The organism is Micromonospora sp. bgisy143 (assembly GCF_057708145.1).
Map to the genome: position 1 here is coordinate 74,137 of NZ_JBYIRN010000025.1, position 22,553 is coordinate 96,689.

The following is a 22,553-nucleotide window of genomic DNA, read 5'->3' on the forward strand; positions in this document are numbered from 1 at the left end:
CGTGGCGCGACCGGAGGCGGACCGATGAGCGTCGTGCAGAGCGTGGACAACGTCGCGCTGCTACCGGCGTACCTGGCCGCCGGCACCGCCGTACTCGTGCTGGTGGTCGACCTGGTGTTGGCGCGGCCGCGCGCCACGGTCGCGGTGGCCGCGCTCGGCGCACTCGGCACCGCCGTCGCCTCGGCGCTGGTCGGTGCGGGCGACGAACGGCGGACGTTCTGCGCCGGCGCGGACTGCTCGTGGATCTTCGGTGGGCGGGCGGCCCTGGTCGGCGCGGTGGTGGCGCTGCTCACCCTGGGCGTGCTCGGGCTGTCGGTGCCGGCGCTGCGGGCCGGCCGGTCCCCGGTGGGGGAGTACGCCTTCCTGCTCGCCTGCTCGATGACCGGCGGCGTGGTGCTCGGCGCGGCCGGTGACCTGATCACCCTGATCGTGGCGTTGGAGACGCTGACCCTGCCGCTGTACGTGCTTGTCGGCCTGCGCCGGGGCAGCCTGGCCAGCGCCGAGGCGGCGGTGACGTTCTTCGTGGTGAGCGTGGTGGCCACCACGCTGACGCTGCTCGGCGCGGCGCTGCTGTACGCGGTGACCGGCGGTCTGCACCTCGATCGGGTCGGCGCGCTGCTGGCCGAGCGGCCGGAGGTGCGCGAGCTGCCGCTGACCACCGCCGCCGTGGCGCTGCTGCTGCTCGGGTTGGCGTTCAAGGTGGCCGCGGTGCCGTTCCACGCCTGGGCGCCGGCCACCTACGACGGCGCTCCGCTGCCGGTGGCCGCGTACCTGTCGACGGCGTCGAAGCTGGGCGGCCTGGTGGCGGTGCTGGCAGTGGTGCAGCGGGCGCTGCCGGCGGACCGGACCGGTCCGGTGCTCGCCCTGCTGGCGGTGCTCACGATGACCGTCGGCAATCTGGTGGCGCTGCGTCAGCGGCGTACCGTCCGGCTGCTCGCCTGGTCCTCGGTCGCGCAGGCCGGTTACATCCTCGCCCCGCTGGGTGCGCTGGCGCTGGCCGCCGGCCGCACGGGCGAGGCGCGGTCGGCCGCGTACGCCGCCGCGGTGGCGTACGCCGTCTTCTTCGTGGTGCTGGAGCTGGCGGCGTTCGCCGGGGTGACCGCGCTGCGCCCGGCGGGGGCGGACGGCGGCACGCTTGCCGACCTGCGCGGGGCCGCGCGCCGGCACCCGTGGCGCGGCGCTGCCCTCGGCCTCGCGCTGGTGGGTCTGGCGGGACTGCCACCGGGCCTGGCCGGTCTGTTCGCGAAGGTGACGGTGGTCCGGTCGCTGCTGGACGGCGGCGCGGCCTGGTTGGCGCTGGTGGTGGCGCTGAACGCGGTGCTCGGGCTCGCCTACTACCTGCGGGTGACCGCCGGCCTCTGGACGCCGACGCGCGCGCCGACCGGGGACGGGGTGGTGGCCGTACCCCTGGTGGGTGTGGTGGCCGTGGTGCTGGCGGTGGCCACGGTGGCCGCCGTGGTGCTCGGCGTCGCCCCGCAGCTGGTGCTGGATCTCGCCGCCCGCTGAGCGGGTCTCAGTCAACTCTCAGCGTTCCGATGGATGGTTGACGGGTATCGGGTTGTTGTACCGGTCAGCGGATCGAGGCGATCCGCGCACCGAAGGAGAGATCGTGCACCACAACCGTCTGAAGACCGCCGCGCTGCTCGGCCTGCTCACCGCGCTGATCCTCGCGGTGGGCTACGGGTTCGGTGGCAGTGGCGGCCTGGTCATCGCCGTCCTCATCTCGCTGGTCATGAACGGCATTTCCTACTTCTACTCGGACAAGATCGCGCTGCGCTCGATGCGGGCGCAACCGGTCAGCGAGGCACAGTTCCCCGAGCTGTACCGGATGGTGCGCGAACTGGCGGCCGAGGCCCGGCAGCCGATGCCCCGCCTGTACGTGAGCCCGACCGCGCAGCCCAACGCGTTCGCGACGGGACGTAACCCGCAGCACGCGGCGGTCTGCGTGACCCAGGGCATCACCGAGATCCTGGACTACCGGGAGCTGCGCGGTGTGATCGGGCACGAGCTGTCCCACGTCTACAACCGGGACATCCTGATCTCCAGCGTCGCGGCCGGTCTGGCCGGCATCATCACGTTCCTGGCGAACATCGCCTGGTTCATCCCGCTGGGCGGTGGCGACGACGAGGACTCGCCGAACCCGGCCGTGCTGCTGCTGACCCTGATCCTCGGCCCGATCGCGGCCACCGTGATCCAGTTGGCGATCAGCCGCAGCCGCGAGTTCCAGGCCGACCAGTCGGGCGCCGAGCTGAGCCGGGACCCGCTGGCCCTGGCCAGCGCCCTGCGCAAGATCGACGCCGTGGCCCGGCGACGTCCGCTGCCCGCCCAGGGCACGCTGACCAGCAGCGCCCACCTGATGATCGCCAACCCGTTCGCCGGTGGCGCGGTGGCCGCGCTCTTCTCCACCCACCCGAAGATGGAGGACCGGGTCGCCCGGCTGGAGCGGATGGCCGCCAACTCGGGGCCGGTGCAGTTCCAGCGCTGACCCGCCGCACGCCGTACTCCACCCGCGTCCGCGCCCGGACGCGGGTGGAGTCGTTTCGCGGTCACTCCGGTGCGGGCAGCCGATCCGGACGGGTCAGCAGCACGACGACGAGCAGGACGACGCCCGCCGTCAGGTACGACGCGGCGGGCGAGAGCACGGCGGCCACCCCACCCAGCAGGAAGATGCCGACCCCCGAGGTGACGATGTTCGCCGCGACGATCGTCGCCTCGACCTGTCCCATCCGCTCCGGAGGGGCCAACCGGGCGAACGTGGCCTGCGCGCCGATCAACCAGCCGCCACCCGCGCCGATCAACGCGTTGCCCACCGTCAGCGCCGCCAGTGGCGCGTCGACGGCGACCAGGACGCCGGTCAGCAGCAGCGCGCCGGCCAGCGCTGCGGCGACGGCCACCTGACCGGCCAGCCGACCCAGCCAGCGGGACCGGCCCACCACCAGCACGAAGACCGCCCCACCCAGCGCCGACGCCGCCAGCACGGCGGGACGCCAGGCCCCGGCGGCCAGATCGGGGGCGAGGGTCTCCGGCAGCGCGCCGGACAGCACCGTGCCCAGGGTGAGCAGGGCGACACCCCGCAGCACGGGATGGCCGGCGATGATGCGCACGCCCGCGGTGGCCGGTGGGCGCGGTCCGCGTACCCGGTGGGGGCGCTTCGGCAGCCCGGCCAGCACCACCGCGGCGACCAGGAACGACCCCAGGTCGATCAGGAGCGCCACCCGGGAGCCGAGGGCCACGGTCAGACCGGCCCCCGCGAGCAGGCCGACCACCTGGCCCGCCTGGTTGGCGAAGGCGCTGAGGCCGAAGAGCGGCAGCCGCAGCGGCGCGTCCACCGCCTCGGCGACGACGGCCACGTTGACGCTCGCGTAGGCGGCCCGCACCGCGCCCAGCAGGCCCGCCGCCACGATCGCCGGCACCGGCTCGGGGACCGCCGCGGGCACGGCGATCAGCGCCGCGCCGACCACCGACAGCCAGACCAGCAGGGTACGGCGGGCCGGCACGTCCAGCCAGCCGCTGAAGACGGTGGCGACGAGCAGGGCCGGCAGGGTCCGGGCGGCGTACACCGCGGCCGGGCCGAGGACGGAGTTCGTCTGGTCGTACGCGAGCAGCAGCAGCGCGGCCAGGCCCACGAAGTCGCCCAGTTCCGAGATGCCGCGGGCGATGACCAGCCGGGAGGCGACCGGATGTCGGAACAGCGCCCGGTAGCCGGGCGACGGCGTGAGCTGTGCGTCGGTGTCGGGCATCAGGTCGGCTGGTCCGCTTCCACTACCCCGATCGGCTGGTAGGTGGCGTTCTCCCGGACCCGGCGGGACTGTTCCCGGCGGTAGCTGCTGCGGATCTCCGGGTCCTGGCGGCGACGGCGCAGCGCCACGAAGTCCGACCAGACGTCCGCCGGCCACGCCGGCAGCCCTTCACCGGTCACCAGTTCGGCGTTGCGGAACGCCTCCAGCGTCGACCGGTGCACCGGCTGCAGGCACATCAGCGGGATGTTCCGGTAGAAGCGCACCACCTGCCCCGCCTCGGTGAGCCGCAGGATGGTGGGCAGCAGCGAGGTGTACCAGTCGGTCTCCACCACGCCCTCGTAGAGCTGCAGGCCGCGCTGGGCGGGCCAGTTCGGTGCGCCTCGGGCGATGAGGCACCAGCCCGGGGAGGTGCGCGCGACCACGCCGGTGACCAGCTCGACGGTGTTGGCGGACCGCGGGTCGGCGTCGAGGAACGGGATGCTGGCCCCGTACCTGTCGAAGATGTCCAGGTCGCCGCGGAACTGCTCCGGCGCCGCCTGCAACTCATCGGCCGCGTCGGGCAGCTTCCCGTCGTAACCGCCGGCGAGCGAACGCCACCGGGTCGGCTCGTTCTCCGTCAGCAGGGTCCACTCCGTGTCCTGCCCGTCCCAGCGCAGCGCGAAGTCGATCGGTGGGTAGACGTACCAGCCGAACCCCGAGGCGGCGGCGACCGGTGGGCACTGTTGGACGGCCCGGGCGGGCAGGGAACCCCGCAGGCTGGGCGAGGCGGCTTCACTGGGTTTGGCGTCGCCGTACAGCGAATAGATCTCGACTCGCAGAGGTGCGGTGGTAGTCCCGGACATCGGACCTCCTGCCTCATCGTGCGGTGCCGGCGTATGGACCCAATTCGATCAGCAACCTACCCCCTTTGTGACCGCTCGGTCAGTCCCGGCCTCCGCGCTGCTGTGAGCGGAACGACCATCCACGGCGTGAGCTCGGGCGTTAGGGTCGACAGGGCTTCTACCCGTTACCTGTCCCAGCGGAGGTGTGCACCGTGGCCGCACTGCGCCAGTACCTGGGTGTCTGGCGGATCCCCGGTGCGCCGATTCTGCTGGTCACCGGCATCATCGGCCGACTCGGCATCGGCATGACCCCGCTGGCGCTGCTGCTGGTGGTCGAGCAGGTGACCGACCGTTACGCGTTGGCCGCCATCGCGGGCGGCATCTATGCCGTCGCCGGCGCCGCGCTCAGCCCGATCGCCGGTCGGATAGCCGACCGGGTCGGCCCGAGCCCGGTGCTGCTGGTCACCGCCGTGGCCCACCCGTTGGCCCTCGTCGGGCTGCTGCTGGCCAGCCGGGCGGGCGACGACGCGCTCGCCGCCATCTACCTGACAGCCGGTGTCGCCGGTGCCACGTACCCGCCGCTGACCGCCGCCATCCGGGGCGCCTGGAACGACCTGACCAGCCCCACCTCCGGCCGGTACGCCCTGCGCAACACCGCCCTCGCGGCGGAGACCTCGCTGTTCGAGATCGTGTTCGTGCTCGGCCCGCTGCTCGTGGCCGGCTTCGTCCTGGTCGCCGACGCGGCGGCCGCGCTGATCGGAGCGGCGGTGGTCACCCTGGTCGGCACCACCGCCGTCGCCCTCGGCCGGGTGATGCGCGACTGGCGCCCCCACCCGCGCGAACACCACGCCCGAGGGCTCGGCCCACTGCGGGTCCCCGGCTTCGGCGCCCTGCTGGTCTGCGTGGCCGGGCTGGGCATCGCGTTCGGCGCCGCCGGTGTGATCGTCCCGGCGTACGCCGGCAACGCCACCACCGACGACCCGGAGAGCCTCGCCGGGCTGCTGCTGGCCGTCTGGGGGGTCGGCAGCGCGATCGGCGGCTTCTGGTTCGGTGTCCGCCGGCCCTCGCCGAACATGACCCGCCAGTTCGCCCTGCTCCTCGCCGCGCTGGCCGGCACGTTCGTGGTGTTCGCGGTCATGCCCACCCCGCTGGCGCTGGGCGTCGCGCTGGTCGTCGGTGGGGCCACCATCGCTCCGGCGCTCACCCTGGAGAACACCCTGGTCGGCCGGATCGCCCCGACCAGCATGCTGAACGAGGCGTACACCTGGGTGGTCACCGTGGCCGTGGCGGCGAGCGCCGCCGGCGGCGCGGTGGCCGGCCTGATCGTGGACCACGCCGGCGGCGTGCCGTGGGCCTTCGTCTTCGCGGGCGCGGCGGTGGCCGTCGGGGCCGCGGTCGCCGCGCTGCCCGCCGGGCCCATCGCCCGCGCGGAAAACCAGGCGGTACGCGCCGACGACCCCGTCCCGGTCTGACCCTGCTCCGTCGTCTCCGGCGAGGCCCCGTGCCTTGATCGACTCGAGTTCCTGCAAGTCGCGGTGTCCCCTTGACGAGGATGCCCCGATATCCGGGAATCCGAGTCGATCTCGGTGGACCTGCCCCCGGTGACTTCTGTGAACGTCCGGCGTCCACCAGAATGGGCATCGACGAGGGGAAATCATGGCCAAGTTGCTCTACTCCGCGACCGCATCGCTCGACGGCTACATCGCAGGCCCCGGCGGTGACATGTCCTGGCTGACCGAACACCTCACCGGCGACAACCCGACCGCCGACCGTCTGCTGGCCAACGTCGGCGCGATCCTCGCCGGCAACCGCACTTTCGGCGGCGACGACCCCAACCGCGGCACCGACAAGGAAGGCGCATTCGGCGGCCAGTACCACGGGCCGGTGGTCGTCCTGACCCACCGCCCACCCGACGACCCGCCCGAAGGCGTCACCTTCGCCGACGATCTGCGTAGCGCCGTAGCGCAGGCCAAGGAGGCCGCCGGCGACAAGTACGTCAACGTGCTCGGCGCGGACGTCGCCAAGCAGTGCCTACGGGCCGGCCTGCTCGACGAGATCCTGATCTTCTTCGCGCCGGTGCTGCTCGGCGACGGCGTACGCATCCTCGACGACCCGGGCGGCGCCCGCGTCCGGCTGACGCCGATCCCCGGTGAGACGGCCCACTGGTACCGCGTCGACCGCTGAGGTCCGACCTCGTTGAAAGCTCTACGGCTGACGGTCGGTGATCGCTGCCTCGATCCGGAGGCCGATGCCAGTCAGCACGAGGAGGAACGCCACGAAGTGCGGTGCCATGCCGTCGTAGCCCGATGACATGGTGAGGAGCGAGGTCAGAAAGCCAGCGACGAGCGACAGCGTGCCAAGTACCCGTCCGGTGTCCGCTCGTCGCGATCGAGGATCCACGATGCGACCGTAGCGGAGTCGCCGTACGTCGGAGCGCTCCCGCTTCCACGGGTCGAACGTAGGTGAGCCACCCTGGGCACCCGGGGAGGCGGTGGTGGCACCTCGGGGCAGAGGACTCCGTCAAGGCCGTCAACCAGGCGCAACCCAGATTCGGAGGTCCGCAGCGGCCCCTGACGGCAACAAGCTCAGGCGCGGGTTTGCCGGGCCGGCTCTGGCAAGGGTTCGATGCGCGCCAGGCCGTCGCCCGGCCGTCGGGCGCTGAACAGCAGCGACCAAGGACGACCGTTGGCGACGACGTCTACCGAGGTCACCACAGGTGATCCTCGATGGCACCGGCTACCGGTAGTTCGTGAACTGGAGGGATACCGCCCGCCACCAGCCGAAACGTAGCCATGATCGCCGTTAGGCCGTCGCCAGGCCGTCCAAGGCGGCCCGAGGCGGGCCGCAAGCGCCGCCGCCTGGGCGCGCGTCCGTCGCTCCGCTGGCGCTCCGACTCCGGCCACGCAACACGCCCGGCGGCTGGCGCGGAAGCGGGAAGCCCAAGGGGCCGCCGCAGAACGACAGGCCGTTGACCGGTGAGGGTGGGCCGGCAGCCGGCCGCGCCGCGCTTGAGCAGCGCGGCGCAGGTGACGCGCCGCCAGGTCCGCGCGGCAAGCCCCAAGCATGGGGTGGTGTCCGCCGAGGGCATGCCGGTCGTCCAGGAGCCGGCTCCGCGGCCACTCACGGTCAGGTCAACTGCTCACCTGGGAGGGGGAGGGGTGTCGTCGGTTGCCAGCTCCGACGCCGGGAGCCGGGTCCGTACCGGTCGATCTTAAGGTCAACTGCGCCACTGTGGCGGTGTCCGCCGGGGGCAGCGTCCGTGACACGAAAGCCGACTCAGCCCGTCCCAGCAGCGTCCGTCCGTGCGTCAAGGTCCGCTTGACGTGACCGGCCGGGTGGCGGACCGCGTCCCAAAAGGGCGGGTCGACGGCAGACGGGGGGCGTTCGTCGCTTGGGCTGGTGGCGTAAGCGCCTCAGCTGCATCGAAGGCCATACAATCGACCGATGCAGATAGGCGATTGGCTGACAGTTGCTCTCGCCGCTTTGTCGCTCCTAGTGAGTGTCGGCGGCGTCGTCTATGCAGCCCGGTCCGGCCGGGCGGCGGAACGATCAGCGGCGTCATCCGAACTGGCGGCCGAAGCCTCGGTGAGGTCTGCTAAGGCCGCAGAGGTTTCGGCGGAGGTCGGCGCTGGCCAGCTGGCCCTAGCTGAGGCAGGACTAAGCGTGAGCCTAGAAGCCGAGGTTGATCGACATGGTGATGGTGCCGTCTGGTTCACCCTCGAAGCCAAGGGCGTGAACGTATTCATTCACGGCGTTACCGCCTATTTAGTCGTTATCACCGACGATTTCGAGCCGCTCGGCGAAGTTGAGACAGAATTAAGAGTCGGATCGCAAAACATGGTTCCACACTTCCTTCACAGCGGTGAAAGCGTATCTCTCATTTGGGATTCTCCAAGTTTGCGCCCACGAGATCGAGGGATATTCGGTCGCCTCTCTGTCCGATACTCGGTTTCCGAAAAGGGTGCAGTGAGGGCGCGCAAACTTTGGGTGGAGGAGCCCGAGAACATCGGCAAGACACTTGTTATGGGTACTTTACGAGTCGGTTATGATGCAGCGAAAGCTTACATTGTTTCTCAGTATTCAAAGGAGGGTGAGGTGGTGCAAGCGGGAGATTCTCAAACGGAACCTAATGCTTGAATAGCAAGCTTCTGCCCGGATATATCTCGTCGCGGCTTCGATCATCTGTGACCGTCTAAGCCCGCTTCAACGTCTGACACCAGAGCTGGGTGACCAACTGGGTGACGATGGGCACGAGCAACGCCGGATGTCCGTGGACTGCGGTGGACCGCTCGGTCAGGTCAGCCCTACCGCTGGCACAGCTCATCGGTGGCTGGTGGTTCCTTCGGGACGAAGGGGTCAAGGCCCGCCGGCTCCGATGGCCCGGGAGTTTCGGCGTTCTATACCCTGTCGCGTTTGTTCGGGAAGTAGCTCGAAGAGTTGGTCAAGGTGTCTCGGTCGAGAGATCATCTCCTCGACAACCATGTTGATCAACCGGAACAAGGACGGCAGCAGATTCGGGTCATCGTCCAGGCTGATCTGACCCGGATGCACTGCGTTGTTGCCTACGACTCGCACGATGTCCATGGCCTTTTGGACGCGTGGGTCTAGCCCTGAGCCGACAAGCTTTCCGATCTTGACGTCTAGGCTGCCGGCCCCCGGCTCTAAGTCATCGACAAGCATTTGAAGTGCGAGCCGCAGGAGGCCAGCCGCGCTGCGGGGCGAGCGTGGTGCCACCGCCCGTGCCTCTTCATAGATCACAGCCACTGTAGACGGCATGTCAGAGTGCGGCGGAAGCCCGAGCGCGCGCTGAGGGAAGGCGAGTAGCCAGCTTCCGCCATGCTCAGCCCTTACCCACATGGTAGGCATATGGCAGCGCTGACAGACCGTGGCCTTGAAGGCCGGGTAGACGCCGACGACCATAGCCTCGATGGATACGTCAGCGGTCTCCTGATGCGCGAAGACACCACAGGTTGGCTGAGGGCAGATGAAGCGATCTTCATAGGGGTACGGATCTGGCACCGCATCCACGGGGGCGGAGGCGTCGGGGACGGGGGTGTCAGTAGTCACGGATGGCTCCTTTGAGGGTGGGCGCATCAACTGAGAGCCAGGCCGTCTCCAGGCCGTGAAACGCTGGCCGAGCCTGACCAGGAACAACCAAACATGACTGCGTATGGCCTGGCAGCAGTTGTACGAGCAACCGCTACCAGGGGCGAGAGGACGGCGTTACCTGTAGTTCGTGAACTGGAGGGCGACGCCGAAGTCCTCACCCTTGAGCAGGGAGATGACCGCCTGGAGGTCGTCCCGCTTCTTGCCGGTGACGCGCAGCTGGTCACCCTGGATCTGCGCCTGCACGCCCTTCGGGCCCTCGTCGCGGATCTTCTTGCTGATCGCCTTGGCCTTGTCCGCCTCGATGCCCTGGATCACCTTGCAGTCGATCTTGAACACCTTGCCGGACGGGCGCGCCTCGCCCGCGTCCAGGGACTTCAGCGAGATGTTCCGCTTGACCAACTTCTCCTTGAAGACGTCCAACGCGGCGCGGACCCGCTCCTCGGTCTCGGCCTGAAGGCCGATCGCCTCCTCGCCCGACCAGGAGATCTCCGCGCCCGTGCCGCGGAAGTCGAATCGCGTCGAGAGCTCCTTCTCCGCCTGCCGGAGGGCGTTGTCGACCTCCTGGCGGTCAACCTTGCTCACGATGTCGAAAGACGGGTTCGCTGGCATGCTTCTGCTCCTGCTGTCCGGCGGTCTGGGGCCTGCAGTCGGCCGCCGACCAGCGGCACGACCCCCTGACCGTACCCGGTTGCACCGGCCCCGGGGCGAGCCGCTATCCTTGCTTCCGCCGCCGCGTTGCGACGCGGTGGGGTGCCCTGGCGGGTTGCCCGAGCGGCCAATGGGAGCGGACTGTAAATCCGTCGCGAAAGCTACAGAGGTTCGAATCCTCTACCCGCCACCAGGTGCAGACACGGCCCCTGACCAGCAGAGATGCTGATCAGGGGCCGTTGTCGTTGATCTAGCGGGGTCCGGCTGAGTCCAGCCGCTGACGACTGATTGTGGGCAGATGGTGGGCAGGTCGATCTTGCCCGCTGAGGGCTCTTCTGGGGCTGTGAACGCTGCGGATGGTGTCTGGTCCTCGCCTGGCGGAGTCCGTGCGTGTGGGGATCGGCTGGCGGATTCCGCGGTGAGGCGTCGCCGGCTGCGGGAGAGGACCGGGGGCAAGCCAGTCCCGGGGTTGGACTGGCGCGGCAGTCGGAAGCCCTGACCGTCCACGAGGCCGACCGGTTCGGCTTCCGTACCGCCTGGTTGTGATCGTGCTGCCGGCCGGATCAACAGAGGCGGGGCGGCGGTCCGGCGGTAGTCGGTGGCTTTCCGCCCCGGCGCCGGAGGGGGCCGGGGCGGCTTGCCGCCGGCTGGGTTACCGCCCCGCGCCGCGCGGAGCGCGGCACCTTGATCCAGAACAAAAGAAATCGGCAATGAAGCCATTCGGCTCCGGCCCGGGGCGCCGCACGTCTTCTGCCGCCAGGGACTCGAACCTTGAGTTCCTGGCGGCAGTCTGTGGATCATCTCAGATCGGGCGGATCGGCGTCCTGACCTGGGCGGGGTCTCTCGTTGCGTTACAGCGATTGACAGCCCTTGTCGTGGTCAGCTGTGCCTACCTTGTGTCCGATGATCTTGTCGTCATGCGTACCTCAGTCAGTATTGAGTGCCTTCGGTAGCTTCTACTCCCGTGAGCGAACCAACTCTGCTGCAACAACTGCTGCCCGTAGGAACATTGCTTCTCGGAGCCGGAATCGCCTCGCTCGGCCGTCGCAACGAGAGCCGGCGGAAGGCGGCTGAACTCCTTGTAGAGATCGATCGCAAGGTCTGGACCAAGGGTGGTGAGGGCGACTGGCTGGATTTACAGGTCTACCTGGGCCAGCTCGCCGTCGCTCTTAGGAGCGCGGGTCTGCCGCAGCGGCTAGTCGACGATCTATCGCGGGCTGCGGTGGCGCATTGGCAAGCGGCCGAGCATTCGGGAGACCCTGACGTTGGGTTGTACATTCTCGGGGACGAGGTTGATCGACTGCGCTCGTCGAAGGGCAGAGCGCTCGACTGGCTCGACCGTCCATGGAAGCTCTACCGGCGCTGGCGAGCGTTCCGATCCGTTCCCGGAGTAGCGGACGCTACGCGGCCGACGTGAACCCATGGACTATCCGCGAGGCGATTGCGGACAGCCCGGTGCGCAGGTCGCGAGAAGATCGAAAACCGCTGGGGCCGCCTGGTGCTCGCCGGCACCTCGCCGCGCGCCGGGTCGCACTGGACCGATGACGGTGGCTCCCACGAACGGCGCGGACTCAAGCACCGGGGGAGGGCCGAAACTCGTACGGTCCCGATCCCGCCCCGGCTCGTCGAGCTGCTGTGCGCGCACATCGAGAATCACGGGGTCGGCCCGGACGGTCGGTTCTTCCGGGGCCTGCACGGTGGGCCGCTCTCCGAGTCGGTCTACGACCGGTGGTGGAAGCTCGCCCGGGAGAAGGCGCTGACCGAATCGCAGGTCGTCTCGCCGCTCGTCCGCCGGCCCTACGACCTGCGGCACGCGGCGGCCTCGCTCTGGTTGAACGCTGGCGTCCCACCGACCGAAGTCGCCGGCGCCTGGGCCACGGCGTCGCAGTCCTCCTCCGTGTCTACGCCAACTGCATCGACGGCGGCGACGACACCATCAACGGCAAGATCGGCGGCGCCCTCGGATGACTCGCATCGGGCGTCCCGCGATTGGACACGGAGAGTAGCGGATCCTGCGGCGTTGTCTATCAGAGTCTAACGCTCCGTAGTTACAAACCAAGGTTCCAAATGTAAGTTTCAGGCTAGATGCTTTAGATCTACCCCGGGTGTTGAGGTTAGACTTTGAATTACAGCGCTGAAATTAAAGTTCTTAGAGGATGGCTTGCAATCCGTGGATCTTCGTGCGTTCGCTTCGTCCCCTGCTGGGGTTCTTGTGCCCATCAGCGGCCATGACGCTCGCTATGACGAGCCTTACGATCACATGGCGTTCCTGCCGAACCCCCTGCCAGGGCAGGTTGACCTTGCGCAGGAGACGTTCCGGGATCTGACTGCGGCGACGGCTGCGGTCGCACGGCTTGACCAGGCGGCGATCCGGCTTCCCAACCCCATGCTCTTGGCAAGGCCGGCGATCCGGCGAGAGGCCGTCAGCACCTCAGCTCTTGAGGGTACGTACGCTGCCTTGGATGAGGTGCTAGAGGCTGACTTCCTAGAGGCGGGCGAGGTCTCTGCGTCAGTCGCCGAGGTCGTCAACTACGTGCGTGCTGCTGAGATGGCGTATGAGTGGATCAAGGAACGCCCGATCACCGTTGGCATGCTTCGGCAGCTCCAGAAGGTTCTCGTGAAGGGGACCCGTGCTGACACCGCTGACGCGGGAGATGTCAGGAGTATCCAGGTCTTCATCGGACTCAGCGCAGGCCGAGTCACGGAAGCTCGTTTCGTGCCTCCACCGCCAGGGGACCAGTTGAAGGCGGGTTTTGAGGCGTGGGAGAACTGGATCAACGCCAAGGATGACCTTCCGCTGATCGCCAAGATGGCGCTGGGGCATTACCAGTTCGAGACATTGCATCCATTTAACGACGGAAATGGGCGTCTTGGGCGCTTGGTCTGCGTACTCCAGTTGGCGACGGCGGGTGAGCTGCGAGTGCCCGTTCTGAATCTCTCGCCCTGGCTTGAGGTGCGGAGGCGGGAGTATCAGGACCACCTCCTCCAGATCAGCATGACGGGCAGGTTCGATCAGTGGATAAGGTTCTTCTCGGAGGCTGTGCGAGCGCAGGCTGTCCTAGCAGTGGAGCGCATCGATACGCTCCTTGACTGGAAGGAGCATGCGCTTGCCCGACTTCAAGAGGCTAACGTGCGCGGGGTGGCTGCCCGGATCGTGGAGGATCTCATCGGCTACCCGATGATCACGCCCACGACTGCCTCCCAGATGTACAGCGTCTCTTATCCAGCTGTAAACACTGCCATCCGTCGACTGGAGGGCCTAGGCATCCTGCAAGAGCGGACAGGGCGGCGCTATGCTCGCGTCTTCGCTGCGAAGGACGTGCTTCGGATCATTGATGCGCGATAGTCCCGCGGCCTTCAAGGGGCGTGGGCAGATGGTGGGCGGCGGACTGGGTGAAGCCGGCTGGAGGCTAGTAAACAGCAAGTCCTAGGCGCTGAGGCGGTCAAGATCGCGGACGCCCTGTAAATCCGTCGCGAAAGCTACAGAGGTTCGAATCCTCTACCCGCCACCAGGTGCAGACACGGCCCCTGACCAGCAGAGATGCTGATCGGGGGCCGTTGTCGTTTGTCTCGCTTGAGTCAATCGGTCGTGTCGTCGCCGACCAGGCGCCGTGCCTCGGCGATGACGTCCGCGTCGAGGTCTGTGGACTCAGTGCTGGTGTACTCGTGCCCGTCGTGGACCGCGTCCACGTAGACGTAGGCGTTGTCGAGGGCGATCAGCTCGGCTCCCAGGGGAGTGCCGTCCCAGGTGACGAACCGGTAGGCCCAGGACGTGAGGTCGGGAGGTGTGATGGCCCCCGCGAGTAGCCGGCGGGCCATGACGCGTAGGGCCTCCTCTTCGCCTTCTCTGCTGCCCTCCGGATAGTAGGTGAGCGAGAGTTCGGCCAGGGCTCCTTCGAGCCAGAGCCGCACCTCGTCGTTCTCTCGGCCCTTCGGCGTGGAGATGCCGGCGAGGATCCGGAGAGTCGGGGTGTCCACGCCTGCCAAGAGGCCGTCGCAGGCGGCGGCGACGACATCGGCCGCCGTGCTCGATCCGACGCTCCACAGGGCGGCCACATCTTGGAGTTGGGCTAGCGGATGTCTGCTGAGCATCGGTACATGGTCGATCACCACGCCGGGGTTGTCGCCTCGATATGCACCCGCCCGGCGCCAGGTGCGGTTATCACGGCAGGGGTCGTCCGGGTGGTGGGTACGTCAACCGCCCGCTCGACCAGGGGCGGTAAGCGGCGGCGGTAGAAGGAGGGCGAATCGGTCGGGCCCGCCTTCTTGTGTCTTTGCGACAAGGAGGTATGGTGGTCGATGTCTGGGCCGCGTCGGTGCGCTTCCAGGCCATCACATTCGTCACGGAGAGTGACTGGACGGGATTGGACGGCAGCCCCCTCCGGAGTGCCTGGGTGAATTGTGCTGTAGGTCGCATCAAGCGCTGGGTGAAGCGCTGATGTCGCAGGAAGGGGCCCTGATCTGGCCCGGCTCGTGGAGGCGCGGGGGGCCGAAGGGCGCGACCTCGTCAACGCTCGTACGGGTACGGACATCACCGCTTTCCTGCGTACCTTGCGTGTGGCACGATCGTGGAACCTCCACCATCCCTGTGACACTTCCCCGACAGGAGCCAACATGTCTGGTCGAAGGCTGGGCCGGTCACTCGGCTCGCTCCTCGTGCTCGCCGCTGTCCTCGGTGGACTGATCGGCACCGACGCTTTCGCACACGCGGGCTACGCCCAAATGGCCGACGTCATCTGGGGTGCGGGCCAAGGCGACGTCTTGTGGGGTGTGGCCACCGCGCGGTGACTCAGGGCGTAGCCCGTGAGGGCAGCCCGGGCGGGCGGCGTCTTACAGAGGGAGCGGCATGGCCAAGCGTGACCAACGGCGTAAGTCCACGGACCGCGCTTGGCTCATCACTGGTCCCATGGCGCTGTTCGCGATCCTCTCGTGCACCGCGATCAGCGTCATCTCGGACCGTCCCTACGGGAACTGGGGACTGGCGTTCCTGATCTTCCTGGCGATGGCCGGGATCAGCATTCCGGTCCTCAACTTCGTCGTCCGGCGGCAGTCCGTGGGCGTGACGCTCACGGAGATTCCCCTCGTGGTGGCGCTGTTCTTCCTGCCCCCGTTGACGGTCGTCCTGATCTACACGCTCGCCTCGTTGGTCTACAGCGCCAGGCAGCGCTTCCCCCCGGCCAAGTTCTGGTTCAACGTCGCGCGGGCCGCAGCCGCCACCTCGCTGGCCGGCCTGCTCCTCCTGCGCCTGCCTCCGCTGCACGACGTGGGTCCCGGGACGTGGATCAGTCTCTTCCTCGCCGTCAACGCCATCACCCTGTTCAGCCTCGTCTCGGTGGTCGGCGTACACGTCCTCCTGCAGGGCTGGCAGGCCGGGCGGGAGGCGCTGCGGACGACGCCGTCGGTGTTCCTCACCACCTCGATCAACGCGTCCGTCGGTCTCCTCGTGCTGATCGCGTTGCGCAAGACCTGGTGGTCGGCGTTGCTGTTGGCAGCCCTGTTCGCCGCGCTCGCCCTGGTCTACCGGTCGTACGCCCAGTTCTTCCGGCAGCACCGCACCCTGACCGGGATGTACGACCTGGCCCGGCTGATCACCACGAACGGCGCCGACGCCGCGCTGGCCGACGTCCTGCTCGACCGGGTCCGTGCTCTCATGCAGGCGGAGTCCGCGACCCTGTGGCTCCCCGCCCAGGGGCGGCATCCGGAGGTGCTGTTGACAGCCCGGGTCGACACACCGGGGCTGCTCGACGTCGCCCCGACGCCGTCGATCCTCCGGGAACGGGCGCGGGACCTGGCGAAGACCCTCTCGATGGGACGTCTGCTGGGTGACGAGGACGAGCTACGCCGCGAGGTCAGCGTCAGCGAGATCAAAGACGTGATCGTCGTGCCGCTGCGATCCGGGCAGGCCGTGATCGGCACCCTGGAGGTGGCGAACCGGCTCAGCGACATCGGGCACTTCGCCCCCGGTGACATCCCCATCTTCGAGACGGTGGCCGCGCACGCCGCCGTGGCGCTGGAAAATTCGCGACTTGTCGACCGTCTGCGGCACGACGCGTACCACGACACGCTGACCCGGCTGCCCAACCGGCGGCGCATCACCGCGGCCCTGGACGAGTCGGTCAAGATCGGCGCGCCGGACGAGGTGGTGGCCCTGCTGCTGTTCGACGTCGACGGGTTGCAGCAGGTCAACGAGTCCCTCGGCCACGCCGCCGGGGACAAGGTGCTCGTCGAGGTCGCCAACCGGTTGCGGGCGAGTGCGCCGTCGTCGGCGCTGGTGGGTCGCGTCGGCGGGGACGAGTTCCTGGTGACCCTCCGGTTGGAGAGCGCCGATGCGGCGCTCGAACTGGCCGAACAGTTGCGCGACCAGATCCGGGACGAGATGGTCTTCGACGCGCTCACCCTCGACGTGAACACCGCCGTCGGGGTGGCCGTACACCCGGATCATGGCAGCGATGCCGCGACCCTGCTGCTGCGGGTCGACTTGGCGGCGAACGCCGCCAAGTCGGTTCCGGGCAGCGTGCAGTTGTTCAACCCGGGCCTGGAGTCCCGGTCGTTGCGCCGGTTGGGTCTCGCCGGTGACCTGCGCCAGGCGTTGGACCAGGGTGAGCTGGAGGTCTACTTCCAGCCCAAGGTGACCTTGCGGGACCGGCGTCTGGTCGGTGTCGAGTGTCTGGCCCGCTGGGAGCATCCGACGCACGGCACCGTGGCTCCCGAGGACTTCGTGGCGGTGGCCGCGCACACCGGCCAGTTGAGCCGGCTCACCGAGGTGGTGCTCCGCGAGGGGCTGCGGCGCAGCCGGGACTGGGCGGAGGCCGACCAGCCGCTGCCGATCGCCGTGAACCTCGCCGCCCGCACGCTCACCGACCAGCACTTCCCGGACCGCGTGCAGGAGCTGCTGACCGAGTACGGGGTGCCGGCGCAGCGGCTCACCCTGGAGATCACCGAGTCGGGCGTGCTGGACGGTACGGACCGGCCCATCCCGACCCTGCGCCGGCTCCGCGACCTCGGCGTCCGGCTGTCGGTGGACGACTTCGGCACCGGCGACTCCTCGCTGGCCCACCTGCGCCGGTTGCCGGTCCACGAGGTGAAGGTGGACCGCTCGTTCGTGCAGGGCATGGCCACCGACCCGGGAGACCTGGCGATCGTGAACGCGGTGGTGACGCTCTCCCAGCAGTTCGGCCTGGCCGTGGTCGCCGAGGGGGTGGAGAGCGAACTGACCCTGGAGCTTCTTCAGGACATCGGGTGCGAGATCGGTCAGGGCTTCCTGTTCAGCCGGCCGCTGCCGTACGAGCGACTGGCCGCCTGGTTCGGCGCTCAGGTGGACCCGGAGACGATCTCCGGCGGCGAGCTTCCACGCCTGCGTGTGGTGCCCTGACCTGGGCAGATCCGGCCACCGGGGATCCGATTTCACCTGCCGACCCCTGCCGTGTATTCTACTTCTGCGCGCCCCACGGGGAGATCGCGCAGGCCCCCTTAGCTCAGTCGGCAGAGCGTCTCCATGGTAAGGAGAAGGTCTACGGTTCGATTCCGTAAGGGGGCTCGAGGGTTCAGCTGGACCCACCGCGGCGGTGTAGCTCAGATGGCAGAGCAAGCGGCTCATAATCGCTGTGTCGCCGGTTCAAGTCCGGCCACCGCTACTCTCGTCTTCCGGGCTGGTTCCCGGTGGTCGTTGAGATGGGCGCCACTGGCGCCCACTTTGCATGTCCGCGCAGTCAGCGTCTAGGCTGACGCGTCGTAGTTGTTTCCGTTAGCGAGGAAGGCACTCCGCCGTGGCGAAGGCTACCGATGTCCGGCCGAAGATCACTTTGGCGTGTGTGGAGTGCAAGGAGCGCAACTACATCACGCGCAAGAACCGCCGGAACGACCCCGACCGCATCGAGCTGAAGAAGTTCTGCCCGCGCGACGGCCGGCACACGGTTCACCGCGAGACCCGCTGATCGCCGGCCGGCACACCCGGCCGTCGTCGAAGCCTTTCCAACCGCCGATCTGACCGGTCGGGCGCGGCACCGCCGCAGCCTGCCGACCAGATCGGCGGTTGTGCTTTCCGTGTAGGTTCGCGGCATGTCCCTGGACCCTTCCTTCGTCGGCAGGACGTATCCGCCGACCGCCCCCTACCAGGTGGGCCGAGAAAAGATCCGTGAGTTCGCCACGGCCATCGGCGCCACCGACCCGGCTCACCACGACCCGGTCGCGGCGCAGGCCCTGGGCCACCCGGACGTGGTCGCCCCGCCGACCTTTCCGGTGATCGTCACCATGGCCGCGACCGCCCAGATCATCGAGGACCCGGACCTGGGCGTCGACTACAGCCGTCTCGTCCACGGCGACCAGCGGTTCGCGTACACCCGGCCGGTGGTCGCGGGCGACGAGCTGGTCTGCATCAACACCATCGAAGAGGTCACCAACCGGGGTGGGCACGGCCTGCTGACCACCCGTACGGACGTGAGCACCGTCGCCGGGGAGCCGGTGGTCGCCGTCTGGGCCCGGTACGTCATCCGTGGAGAGGCCTGAGATGGAACTGCCAGCCAAGACGTTCCGGGTCACCCGGGCGGACCTGATCCGCTACGCCGGCGCCTCGGGTGACTTCAACCCGATCCACTGGAGCGACCGGGTCGCCACGAAGGTGGGACTGCCCGGGGTCATCGCACACGGCATGTTCACGATGGCGCTGGTCGGCCGGGCGGTCACCGAGTGGGCCGGCGCGCCCGACGCGGTGGTCGAGTACGGCGTCCGGTTCACCCGGCCCGTGGTCGTCCCCGACGACGACCAGGGGACCGAGGTCGAGGTGACCGCGCGGGTCCGCGAGGTGACCGAGAACGGCCTCACCCGGCTCGACGTGACCGCGACCTGCCTGGGCGACAAGGTGCTGTCGCAGGCGCGCGCGGTCATCCGCACGACCCGCTGAGACCGCGACCGCGCGGGCACGGCACGCACGAACGGCCAAACGGGCACGGCACGCACGAACGACCGCGCGGGCACGGCACGCACGAACGGCCGCGCGGGCACGGCACGCACGAACGGCCGCGCGGGCACGGCACGCACGAACGGCCGCGCGGGCACGGCACGCACGAACGGCCGCGCGGGCACGGCACGCACGGACCGACGCCCGCACGACCCGCTGAACCGAGGCCGCACGGCATGCTGAGCCGAAGTCATGCGGCGCCCAGGACCGAGGCCGCGCGGCAGGTAGAGATCCGGTCGGAGGGCGCGCTGGATCGGCTTCGCCACGCGTGGCGGGGAGACCGGTTGGGAAAGTCGGGCGCCTACCCGTACACTGGTCCGCCGTGGGGCAAGTGACCCCTGCTCGGTCGTCTGTGACCGCGTGGGGCGAGTGTTGCCGCACAGGGGTGTAGCTCAATTGGCAGAGCAGCGGTCTCCAAAACCGCAGGCTGCAGGTTCAAGTCCTGTCACCCCTGCGCCTCAGGCCTGACCGTTCCCGTGGGTCGCGCCGCCGACAAGGCGGCGTCCGGCCCGTGGTGGTGGCGTCGGCGGGGTGGTTCCGAGGCAATCGGGCCCCCGGTCGGACCACCGGCCGCGGCCCGTCGCGGGACGGTTGGGTCCGGCCGGCGTGACCAGCGCCGCGTACGCCGCCCGGCGTGCGACCCGAGATTCCGCGACGGAGGGCGAAGTGGCCGACAACAAGCGGCGCGGCGAGGACGCCGGCGACGATCGTCTCGACGACGAGATCGTCGACGACGTAGCCGACGACGACGCCACCGGCGCGGACGAGCCGGTCTCCCGGGGCGGCACCGCGACGCGGGCCCGCGCTCGGGCGGAGTCGGCGGACAGCCGGCCGACCACGAGGTCGGAAACCGGTCGGGTGGGCGTGTTCGGCCGCATCGCCCGGTTTTTCCGCGAGGTCGTTGCCGAACTGCGTAAGGTCATCTGGCCGACCCGCAAGGAGTTGCTGACGTACACCGCCGTGGTGGTCACGTTCGTCGCGGTGATGCTGACGATCGTGGGTCTGCTGGACTACGGCTTCGCCAAGGCCGTGTTGTTCGTCTTCGGCAACTCGGACTGACCGGCTGTCTCCAGCCGATAGTGACGGAAGTGAGCGAGCGTGCCTGAGTACGACGAGACCGCCGGAGAAGTGGACGAGCAGTCCACGGTCGCGACGGCGGCTGGTGACGAGTCGGTTGAGGCCGCCAGCGAGCCGGAGTTCCCCACCACCGAGCCTGCGCCGGACGAGGATTACGACCCGGTCGCCGAGTTGCGGCAGAAGCTGCGTTACGCGCCGGGTGACTGGTACGTGGTGCACTCGTACGCCGGCTACGAGAACAAGGTGAAGACCAACCTCGAGACCCGGATCACGAGCCTCGACATGGAGGACTTCATCTACCAGGTCGAGGTGCCGACCCGGGAAGAGGTCGAGGTCAAGAACGGTAAGCGTTCGCAGGTCCAGGCCAAGGTCTTCCCCGGTTACATCCTGGTCCGGATGGAGCTGACCGCCGAGTCCTACTCGTGTGTCCGCAACACCCCCGGGGTGACCGGCTTCGTCGGCGCGACCGACCGGGCCGACCGGCCCGCGCCGCTGTCGCTCGACGAGGTGCTGAAGTGGCTGGCGCCGGCCGTCGAGACCGAGCAGAAGAAGGCGAAGCCGGAGATCAAGGTCCTCGACTTCGAGGTCGGTGACTCGGTCACCGTCACCGACGGCGCGTTCGCCTCGCTGCCGGCCACGATCAGTGAGATCAACGCCGACCAGCAGAAGCTCAAGGTGCTGGTGTCGATCTTCGGCCGGGAGACCCCGGTGGAGCTCAACTTCAACCAGGTCGCCAAGATCTGACCGGTCGTCGGCGGCGGGCCCGGTCCGCCGCCGACGTCGGCGTACGCCCTCCCGCTCGACCTCGGCGGACGAGCGGGCTGCGGCCTGCGCTACTCTTGAACGTCGCCGCTGTCGCACCGCGCTGACCGTGCGCGCCCCGCCACGGCGGCGACGGCCGCATTTTCCCAGCTCCAAGCCCCAGGAAGTGACATGCCTCCGAAGAAGAAGCTCGTCAAGACGTTCACGCTTCAGCTGCCGGCGGGCCAGGCCACGCCGGCGCCGCCGGTCGGCCCCGCGCTCGGTCAGCACGGCGTGAACATCATGGAGTTCTGCAAGTCCTACAACGCGCAGACCGAGTCCCAGCGGGGCGACATCGTCCCCGCCGAGATCAGCGTGTACGAGGACCGGTCCTTCACCTTCGTGCTGAAGACCCCGCCCGCCGCCCGGCTGCTGCTCAAGGCCGCCGGTATCCAGAAGGGTTCGGGCGTTCCGCAGGCGACCAAGGTCGGCTCGGTCAGCCGCGGTCAGCTCCGTGAGATCGCCGAGAAGAAGATGGCCGACCTCAACGCCAACGACCTGGACCACGCCGAGCGGATCATCGCCGGCACCGCCCGGTCGATGGGCATCACCGTCAACGACTGACGTCCGGCTCCCGCCGACGACCCGATCGTGGGAGGGCTCGCGCCGAGCGGCCCGCCAGAGACCACAGGAGTAATCAGCAATGCAGCGCAGCAAGAGCTACCGCAAGGCCGCCGACGTCATCGACCGGTCGAAGCTCTACACCCCCGCCGAGGCCGTGAAGCTGGCCAAGGAGACCACCAACGTCAAGTTCGACGCCACGGTCGAGGTCGCCATGCGCCTCGGCGTCGACCCCCGCAAGGCGGACCAGATGGTTCGCGGCACGGTCAACCTGCCGCACGGCACCGGTAAGACCGCCCGCGTGATCGTCTTCGCCAGCGGCGCGAAGGCCGAAGAGGCCGCCGCGGCGGGTGCGGACGAGGTGGGCACCGACGAGCTGGTCGCCCGGATCCAGGGTGGTTGGCTCGACTTCGACGCGGCGATCGCCACGCCGGACCAGATGGCCAAGATCGGCCGGATCGCGCGGATCCTGGGCCCGCGCGGTCTCATGCCGAACCCGAAGACCGGCACGGTGACCATGGACGTCACCAAGGCGGTGCAGGACATCAAGGGCGGCAAGATCACCTTCCGGGTGGACAAGCACTCCAACCTGCACCTGATCATCGGCAAGGCCTCCTTCTCGGAGAACCAGCTGGTGGACAACTACGCCGCGGTGCTCGACGAGGTGCTGCGGGCCAAGCCGTCCGCGGCCAAGGGCAAGTACCTCCGCAAGGTCATCCTCACCACCACGATGGGCCCGGGCGTTCCGGTCGACCCGAACCTGGTGAAGAACCTGACCGGGGACTCGGCCGACGCCTGAGTCGACAGTTCGCTCCACCGGGGCGGGGGGGGGGGGATGGG

At 68.9% G+C, this 22,553-nt stretch carries 22 protein-coding genes and 4 tRNA genes; 20 read left to right on the forward strand and 6 right to left on the reverse strand.

Translation table 11 applies throughout. The features are described from left to right. The first annotated feature begins 24 nt into the window (after positions 1–24). Both AC3EN4_RS24900 and htpX read left to right on the forward strand, forming a co-directional pair. Positions 25–1,506 (forward strand): NADH-quinone oxidoreductase subunit N, encoded by a 1,482-nt coding sequence (locus tag AC3EN4_RS24900; RefSeq protein ID WP_435208225.1) that lies wholly within the window; start codon positions 25–27, stop codon positions 1,504–1,506. Positions 1,507–1,609: 103 nt separating this feature from the next. Further along, positions 1,610–2,485 (forward strand): zinc metalloprotease HtpX, encoded by an 876-nt coding sequence (gene htpX / locus AC3EN4_RS24905; protein ID WP_421473260.1) that lies wholly within the window; start codon positions 1,610–1,612, stop codon positions 2,483–2,485. 61 nt (positions 2,486–2,546) lie between these two features. On the opposite strand, the gene AC3EN4_RS24910 is transcribed toward htpX, so the two are convergent. Both AC3EN4_RS24910 and AC3EN4_RS24915 read right to left on the reverse strand, forming a co-directional pair. Next, a complete protein-coding gene (locus AC3EN4_RS24910) occupies positions 2,547–3,740 on the reverse strand; it encodes an MFS transporter (protein ID WP_435208227.1) in 1,194 nt (397 codons plus the stop codon). Further along, positions 3,740–4,582 (reverse strand): DUF6065 family protein, encoded by an 843-nt coding sequence (locus tag AC3EN4_RS24915; RefSeq protein WP_435208229.1) that lies wholly within the window; start codon positions 4,580–4,582, stop codon positions 3,740–3,742. Before AC3EN4_RS24915 ends, AC3EN4_RS24910 begins: the two co-directional genes overlap by 1 nt. 191 nt (positions 4,583–4,773) lie before the next feature. Between AC3EN4_RS24915 and AC3EN4_RS24920 the strand changes: the two genes are divergently transcribed. After that, positions 4,774–6,033, forward strand: coding sequence for an MFS transporter (locus AC3EN4_RS24920; RefSeq protein WP_435208231.1), 1,260 nt, complete (start codon positions 4,774–4,776; stop codon positions 6,031–6,033). A 184-nt stretch (positions 6,034–6,217) separates the two neighbouring features. Continuing rightward, on the forward strand, positions 6,218–6,745 hold the full coding sequence (locus AC3EN4_RS24925) for a dihydrofolate reductase family protein (RefSeq protein ID WP_435208233.1): 528 nt from the start codon (positions 6,218–6,220) through the stop codon (positions 6,743–6,745). 21 nt (positions 6,746–6,766) lie between these two features. Here AC3EN4_RS24925 and AC3EN4_RS24930 read toward each other — a convergent pair whose 3' ends face one another. Further along, the gene (locus AC3EN4_RS24930) at positions 6,767–6,961 is read right to left on the reverse strand and encodes a hypothetical protein (RefSeq protein ID WP_435208235.1); all 195 of its coding nucleotides are present in this window, start codon (positions 6,959–6,961) and stop codon (positions 6,767–6,769) included. A gap of 1,044 nt (positions 6,962–8,005) precedes the next feature. On the opposite strand from AC3EN4_RS24930, the gene AC3EN4_RS24935 reads away from it, so the two are divergent. Beyond that, the gene (locus tag AC3EN4_RS24935; protein ID WP_435208237.1) at positions 8,006–8,698 is read left to right on the forward strand and encodes a hypothetical protein; all 693 of its coding nucleotides are present in this window, start codon (positions 8,006–8,008) and stop codon (positions 8,696–8,698) included. A 219-nt stretch (positions 8,699–8,917) separates the two neighbouring features. Here AC3EN4_RS24935 and AC3EN4_RS24940 read toward each other — a convergent pair whose 3' ends face one another. Both AC3EN4_RS24940 and AC3EN4_RS24945 read right to left on the reverse strand, forming a co-directional pair. Further along, positions 8,918–9,628 carry a DUF4145 domain-containing protein gene (locus AC3EN4_RS24940; RefSeq protein ID WP_435208238.1) on the reverse strand — a complete coding sequence of 237 codons (711 nt, stop codon included), beginning with the start codon at positions 9,626–9,628 and terminating at the stop codon, positions 8,918–8,920. Between the two features lie 156 nt (positions 9,629–9,784). Further along, positions 9,785–10,279, reverse strand: coding sequence for a YajQ family cyclic di-GMP-binding protein (locus tag AC3EN4_RS24945; protein WP_421473254.1), 495 nt, complete (start codon positions 10,277–10,279; stop codon positions 9,785–9,787). A gap of 148 nt (positions 10,280–10,427) precedes the next feature. Here AC3EN4_RS24945 and AC3EN4_RS24950 point away from each other — a divergent pair. The 3 genes from AC3EN4_RS24950 to AC3EN4_RS24960 all read left to right on the forward strand — a co-directional run bounded on the left by AC3EN4_RS24950 (position 10,428) and on the right by AC3EN4_RS24960 (position 13,664). After that, positions 10,428–10,511 (forward strand) — tRNA-Tyr (locus AC3EN4_RS24950). A 771-nt stretch (positions 10,512–11,282) separates the two neighbouring features. Beyond that, a complete protein-coding gene (locus tag AC3EN4_RS24955) occupies positions 11,283–11,735 on the forward strand; it encodes a hypothetical protein (RefSeq protein ID WP_435208240.1) in 453 nt (150 codons plus the stop codon). Between the two features lie 843 nt (positions 11,736–12,578). Then, positions 12,579–13,664 carry a Fic family protein gene (locus AC3EN4_RS24960; RefSeq protein ID WP_435208242.1) on the forward strand — a complete coding sequence of 362 codons (1,086 nt, stop codon included), beginning with the start codon at positions 12,579–12,581 and terminating at the stop codon, positions 13,662–13,664. Between the two features lie 233 nt (positions 13,665–13,897). Here the strand turns inward: AC3EN4_RS24960 and AC3EN4_RS24965 are convergent, their stop codons facing one another. Further along, positions 13,898–14,410 (reverse strand): hypothetical protein, encoded by a 513-nt coding sequence (locus AC3EN4_RS24965; RefSeq protein ID WP_435208244.1) that lies wholly within the window; start codon positions 14,408–14,410, stop codon positions 13,898–13,900. 522 nt (positions 14,411–14,932) lie between these two features. Between AC3EN4_RS24965 and AC3EN4_RS24970 the strand changes: the two genes are divergently transcribed. The 12 genes from AC3EN4_RS24970 (at position 14,933) to rplA (ending at position 22,512) form a co-directional block, all read left to right on the forward strand. Continuing rightward, positions 14,933–15,106, forward strand: a complete 174-nt coding sequence (locus AC3EN4_RS24970) for a hypothetical protein (protein WP_435208246.1) — start codon at positions 14,933–14,935, stop codon at positions 15,104–15,106. A gap of 58 nt (positions 15,107–15,164) precedes the next feature. Then, positions 15,165–17,690 carry a putative bifunctional diguanylate cyclase/phosphodiesterase gene (locus tag AC3EN4_RS24975; RefSeq protein WP_435208248.1) on the forward strand — a complete coding sequence of 842 codons (2,526 nt, stop codon included), beginning with the start codon at positions 15,165–15,167 and terminating at the stop codon, positions 17,688–17,690. Between the two features lie 92 nt (positions 17,691–17,782). Further along, positions 17,783–17,855, forward strand: a tRNA-Thr gene (locus AC3EN4_RS24980). 24 nt (positions 17,856–17,879) lie between these two features. Beyond that, positions 17,880–17,952: transfer RNA gene (locus tag AC3EN4_RS24985), tRNA-Met, on the forward strand. 132 nt (positions 17,953–18,084) lie between these two features. After that, complete coding sequence (rpmG, locus tag AC3EN4_RS24990; RefSeq protein WP_007073056.1) at positions 18,085–18,252, forward strand: 50S ribosomal protein L33; 168 nt, start codon at positions 18,085–18,087, stop codon at positions 18,250–18,252. A gap of 124 nt (positions 18,253–18,376) precedes the next feature. Beyond that, positions 18,377–18,823: an FAS1-like dehydratase domain-containing protein gene (locus AC3EN4_RS24995; protein WP_435208250.1), complete on the forward strand. Its 447-nt coding sequence runs from the start codon at positions 18,377–18,379 to the stop codon at positions 18,821–18,823. Position 18,824: 1 nt separating this feature from the next. Next, the gene (locus AC3EN4_RS25000; protein ID WP_435208252.1) at positions 18,825–19,217 is read left to right on the forward strand and encodes a MaoC family dehydratase; all 393 of its coding nucleotides are present in this window, start codon (positions 18,825–18,827) and stop codon (positions 19,215–19,217) included. A gap of 438 nt (positions 19,218–19,655) precedes the next feature. Continuing rightward, positions 19,656–19,728, forward strand: a tRNA-Trp gene (locus AC3EN4_RS25005). A gap of 212 nt (positions 19,729–19,940) precedes the next feature. Beyond that, positions 19,941–20,333, forward strand: coding sequence for a preprotein translocase subunit SecE (secE, locus tag AC3EN4_RS25010; RefSeq protein ID WP_421473228.1), 393 nt, complete (start codon positions 19,941–19,943; stop codon positions 20,331–20,333). 39 nt (positions 20,334–20,372) lie between these two features. After that, complete coding sequence (nusG, locus tag AC3EN4_RS25015; RefSeq protein WP_355053308.1) at positions 20,373–21,095, forward strand: transcription termination/antitermination protein NusG; 723 nt, start codon at positions 20,373–20,375, stop codon at positions 21,093–21,095. A gap of 189 nt (positions 21,096–21,284) precedes the next feature. Then, positions 21,285–21,716 (forward strand): 50S ribosomal protein L11, encoded by a 432-nt coding sequence (gene rplK, locus AC3EN4_RS25020; RefSeq protein WP_435208255.1) that lies wholly within the window; start codon positions 21,285–21,287, stop codon positions 21,714–21,716. Between the two features lie 79 nt (positions 21,717–21,795). Continuing rightward, positions 21,796–22,512, forward strand: coding sequence for a 50S ribosomal protein L1 (gene rplA, locus AC3EN4_RS25025; protein ID WP_422736973.1), 717 nt, complete (start codon positions 21,796–21,798; stop codon positions 22,510–22,512). Positions 22,513–22,553 lie beyond the last annotated feature (41 nt).

Coding starts and splice junctions, on each gene's coding strand:
- AC3EN4_RS24900 (WP_435208225.1), top strand. CDS start 25: ATGAGCGTCGTGCAGAGCGTGGACAACGTCGCGCTGCTACCGGCGTAC.
- AC3EN4_RS24910 (WP_435208227.1), bottom strand. CDS start 3,740: ATGCCCGACACCGACGCACAGCTCACGCCGTCGCCCGGCTACCGGGCG.
- AC3EN4_RS24915 (WP_435208229.1), bottom strand. CDS start 4,582: ATGTCCGGGACTACCACCGCACCTCTGCGAGTCGAGATCTATTCGCTG.
- AC3EN4_RS24925 (WP_435208233.1), top strand. CDS start 6,218: ATGGCCAAGTTGCTCTACTCCGCGACCGCATCGCTCGACGGCTACATC.
- AC3EN4_RS24935 (WP_435208237.1), top strand. CDS start 8,006: ATGCAGATAGGCGATTGGCTGACAGTTGCTCTCGCCGCTTTGTCGCTC.
- AC3EN4_RS24945 (WP_421473254.1), bottom strand. CDS start 10,279: ATGCCAGCGAACCCGTCTTTCGACATCGTGAGCAAGGTTGACCGCCAG.
- AC3EN4_RS24960 (WP_435208242.1), top strand. CDS start 12,579: ATGGCGTTCCTGCCGAACCCCCTGCCAGGGCAGGTTGACCTTGCGCAG.
- AC3EN4_RS24965 (WP_435208244.1), bottom strand. CDS start 14,410: ATGCTCAGCAGACATCCGCTAGCCCAACTCCAAGATGTGGCCGCCCTG.
- AC3EN4_RS24970 (WP_435208246.1), top strand. CDS start 14,933: ATGTCTGGTCGAAGGCTGGGCCGGTCACTCGGCTCGCTCCTCGTGCTC.
- AC3EN4_RS24975 (WP_435208248.1), top strand. CDS start 15,165: ATGGCCAAGCGTGACCAACGGCGTAAGTCCACGGACCGCGCTTGGCTC.
- AC3EN4_RS24995 (WP_435208250.1), top strand. CDS start 18,377: ATGTCCCTGGACCCTTCCTTCGTCGGCAGGACGTATCCGCCGACCGCC.
- AC3EN4_RS25000 (WP_435208252.1), top strand. CDS start 18,825: ATGGAACTGCCAGCCAAGACGTTCCGGGTCACCCGGGCGGACCTGATC.
- rplK (WP_435208255.1), top strand. CDS start 21,285: ATGCCTCCGAAGAAGAAGCTCGTCAAGACGTTCACGCTTCAGCTGCCG.
- rplA (WP_422736973.1), top strand. CDS start 21,796: ATGCAGCGCAGCAAGAGCTACCGCAAGGCCGCCGACGTCATCGACCGG.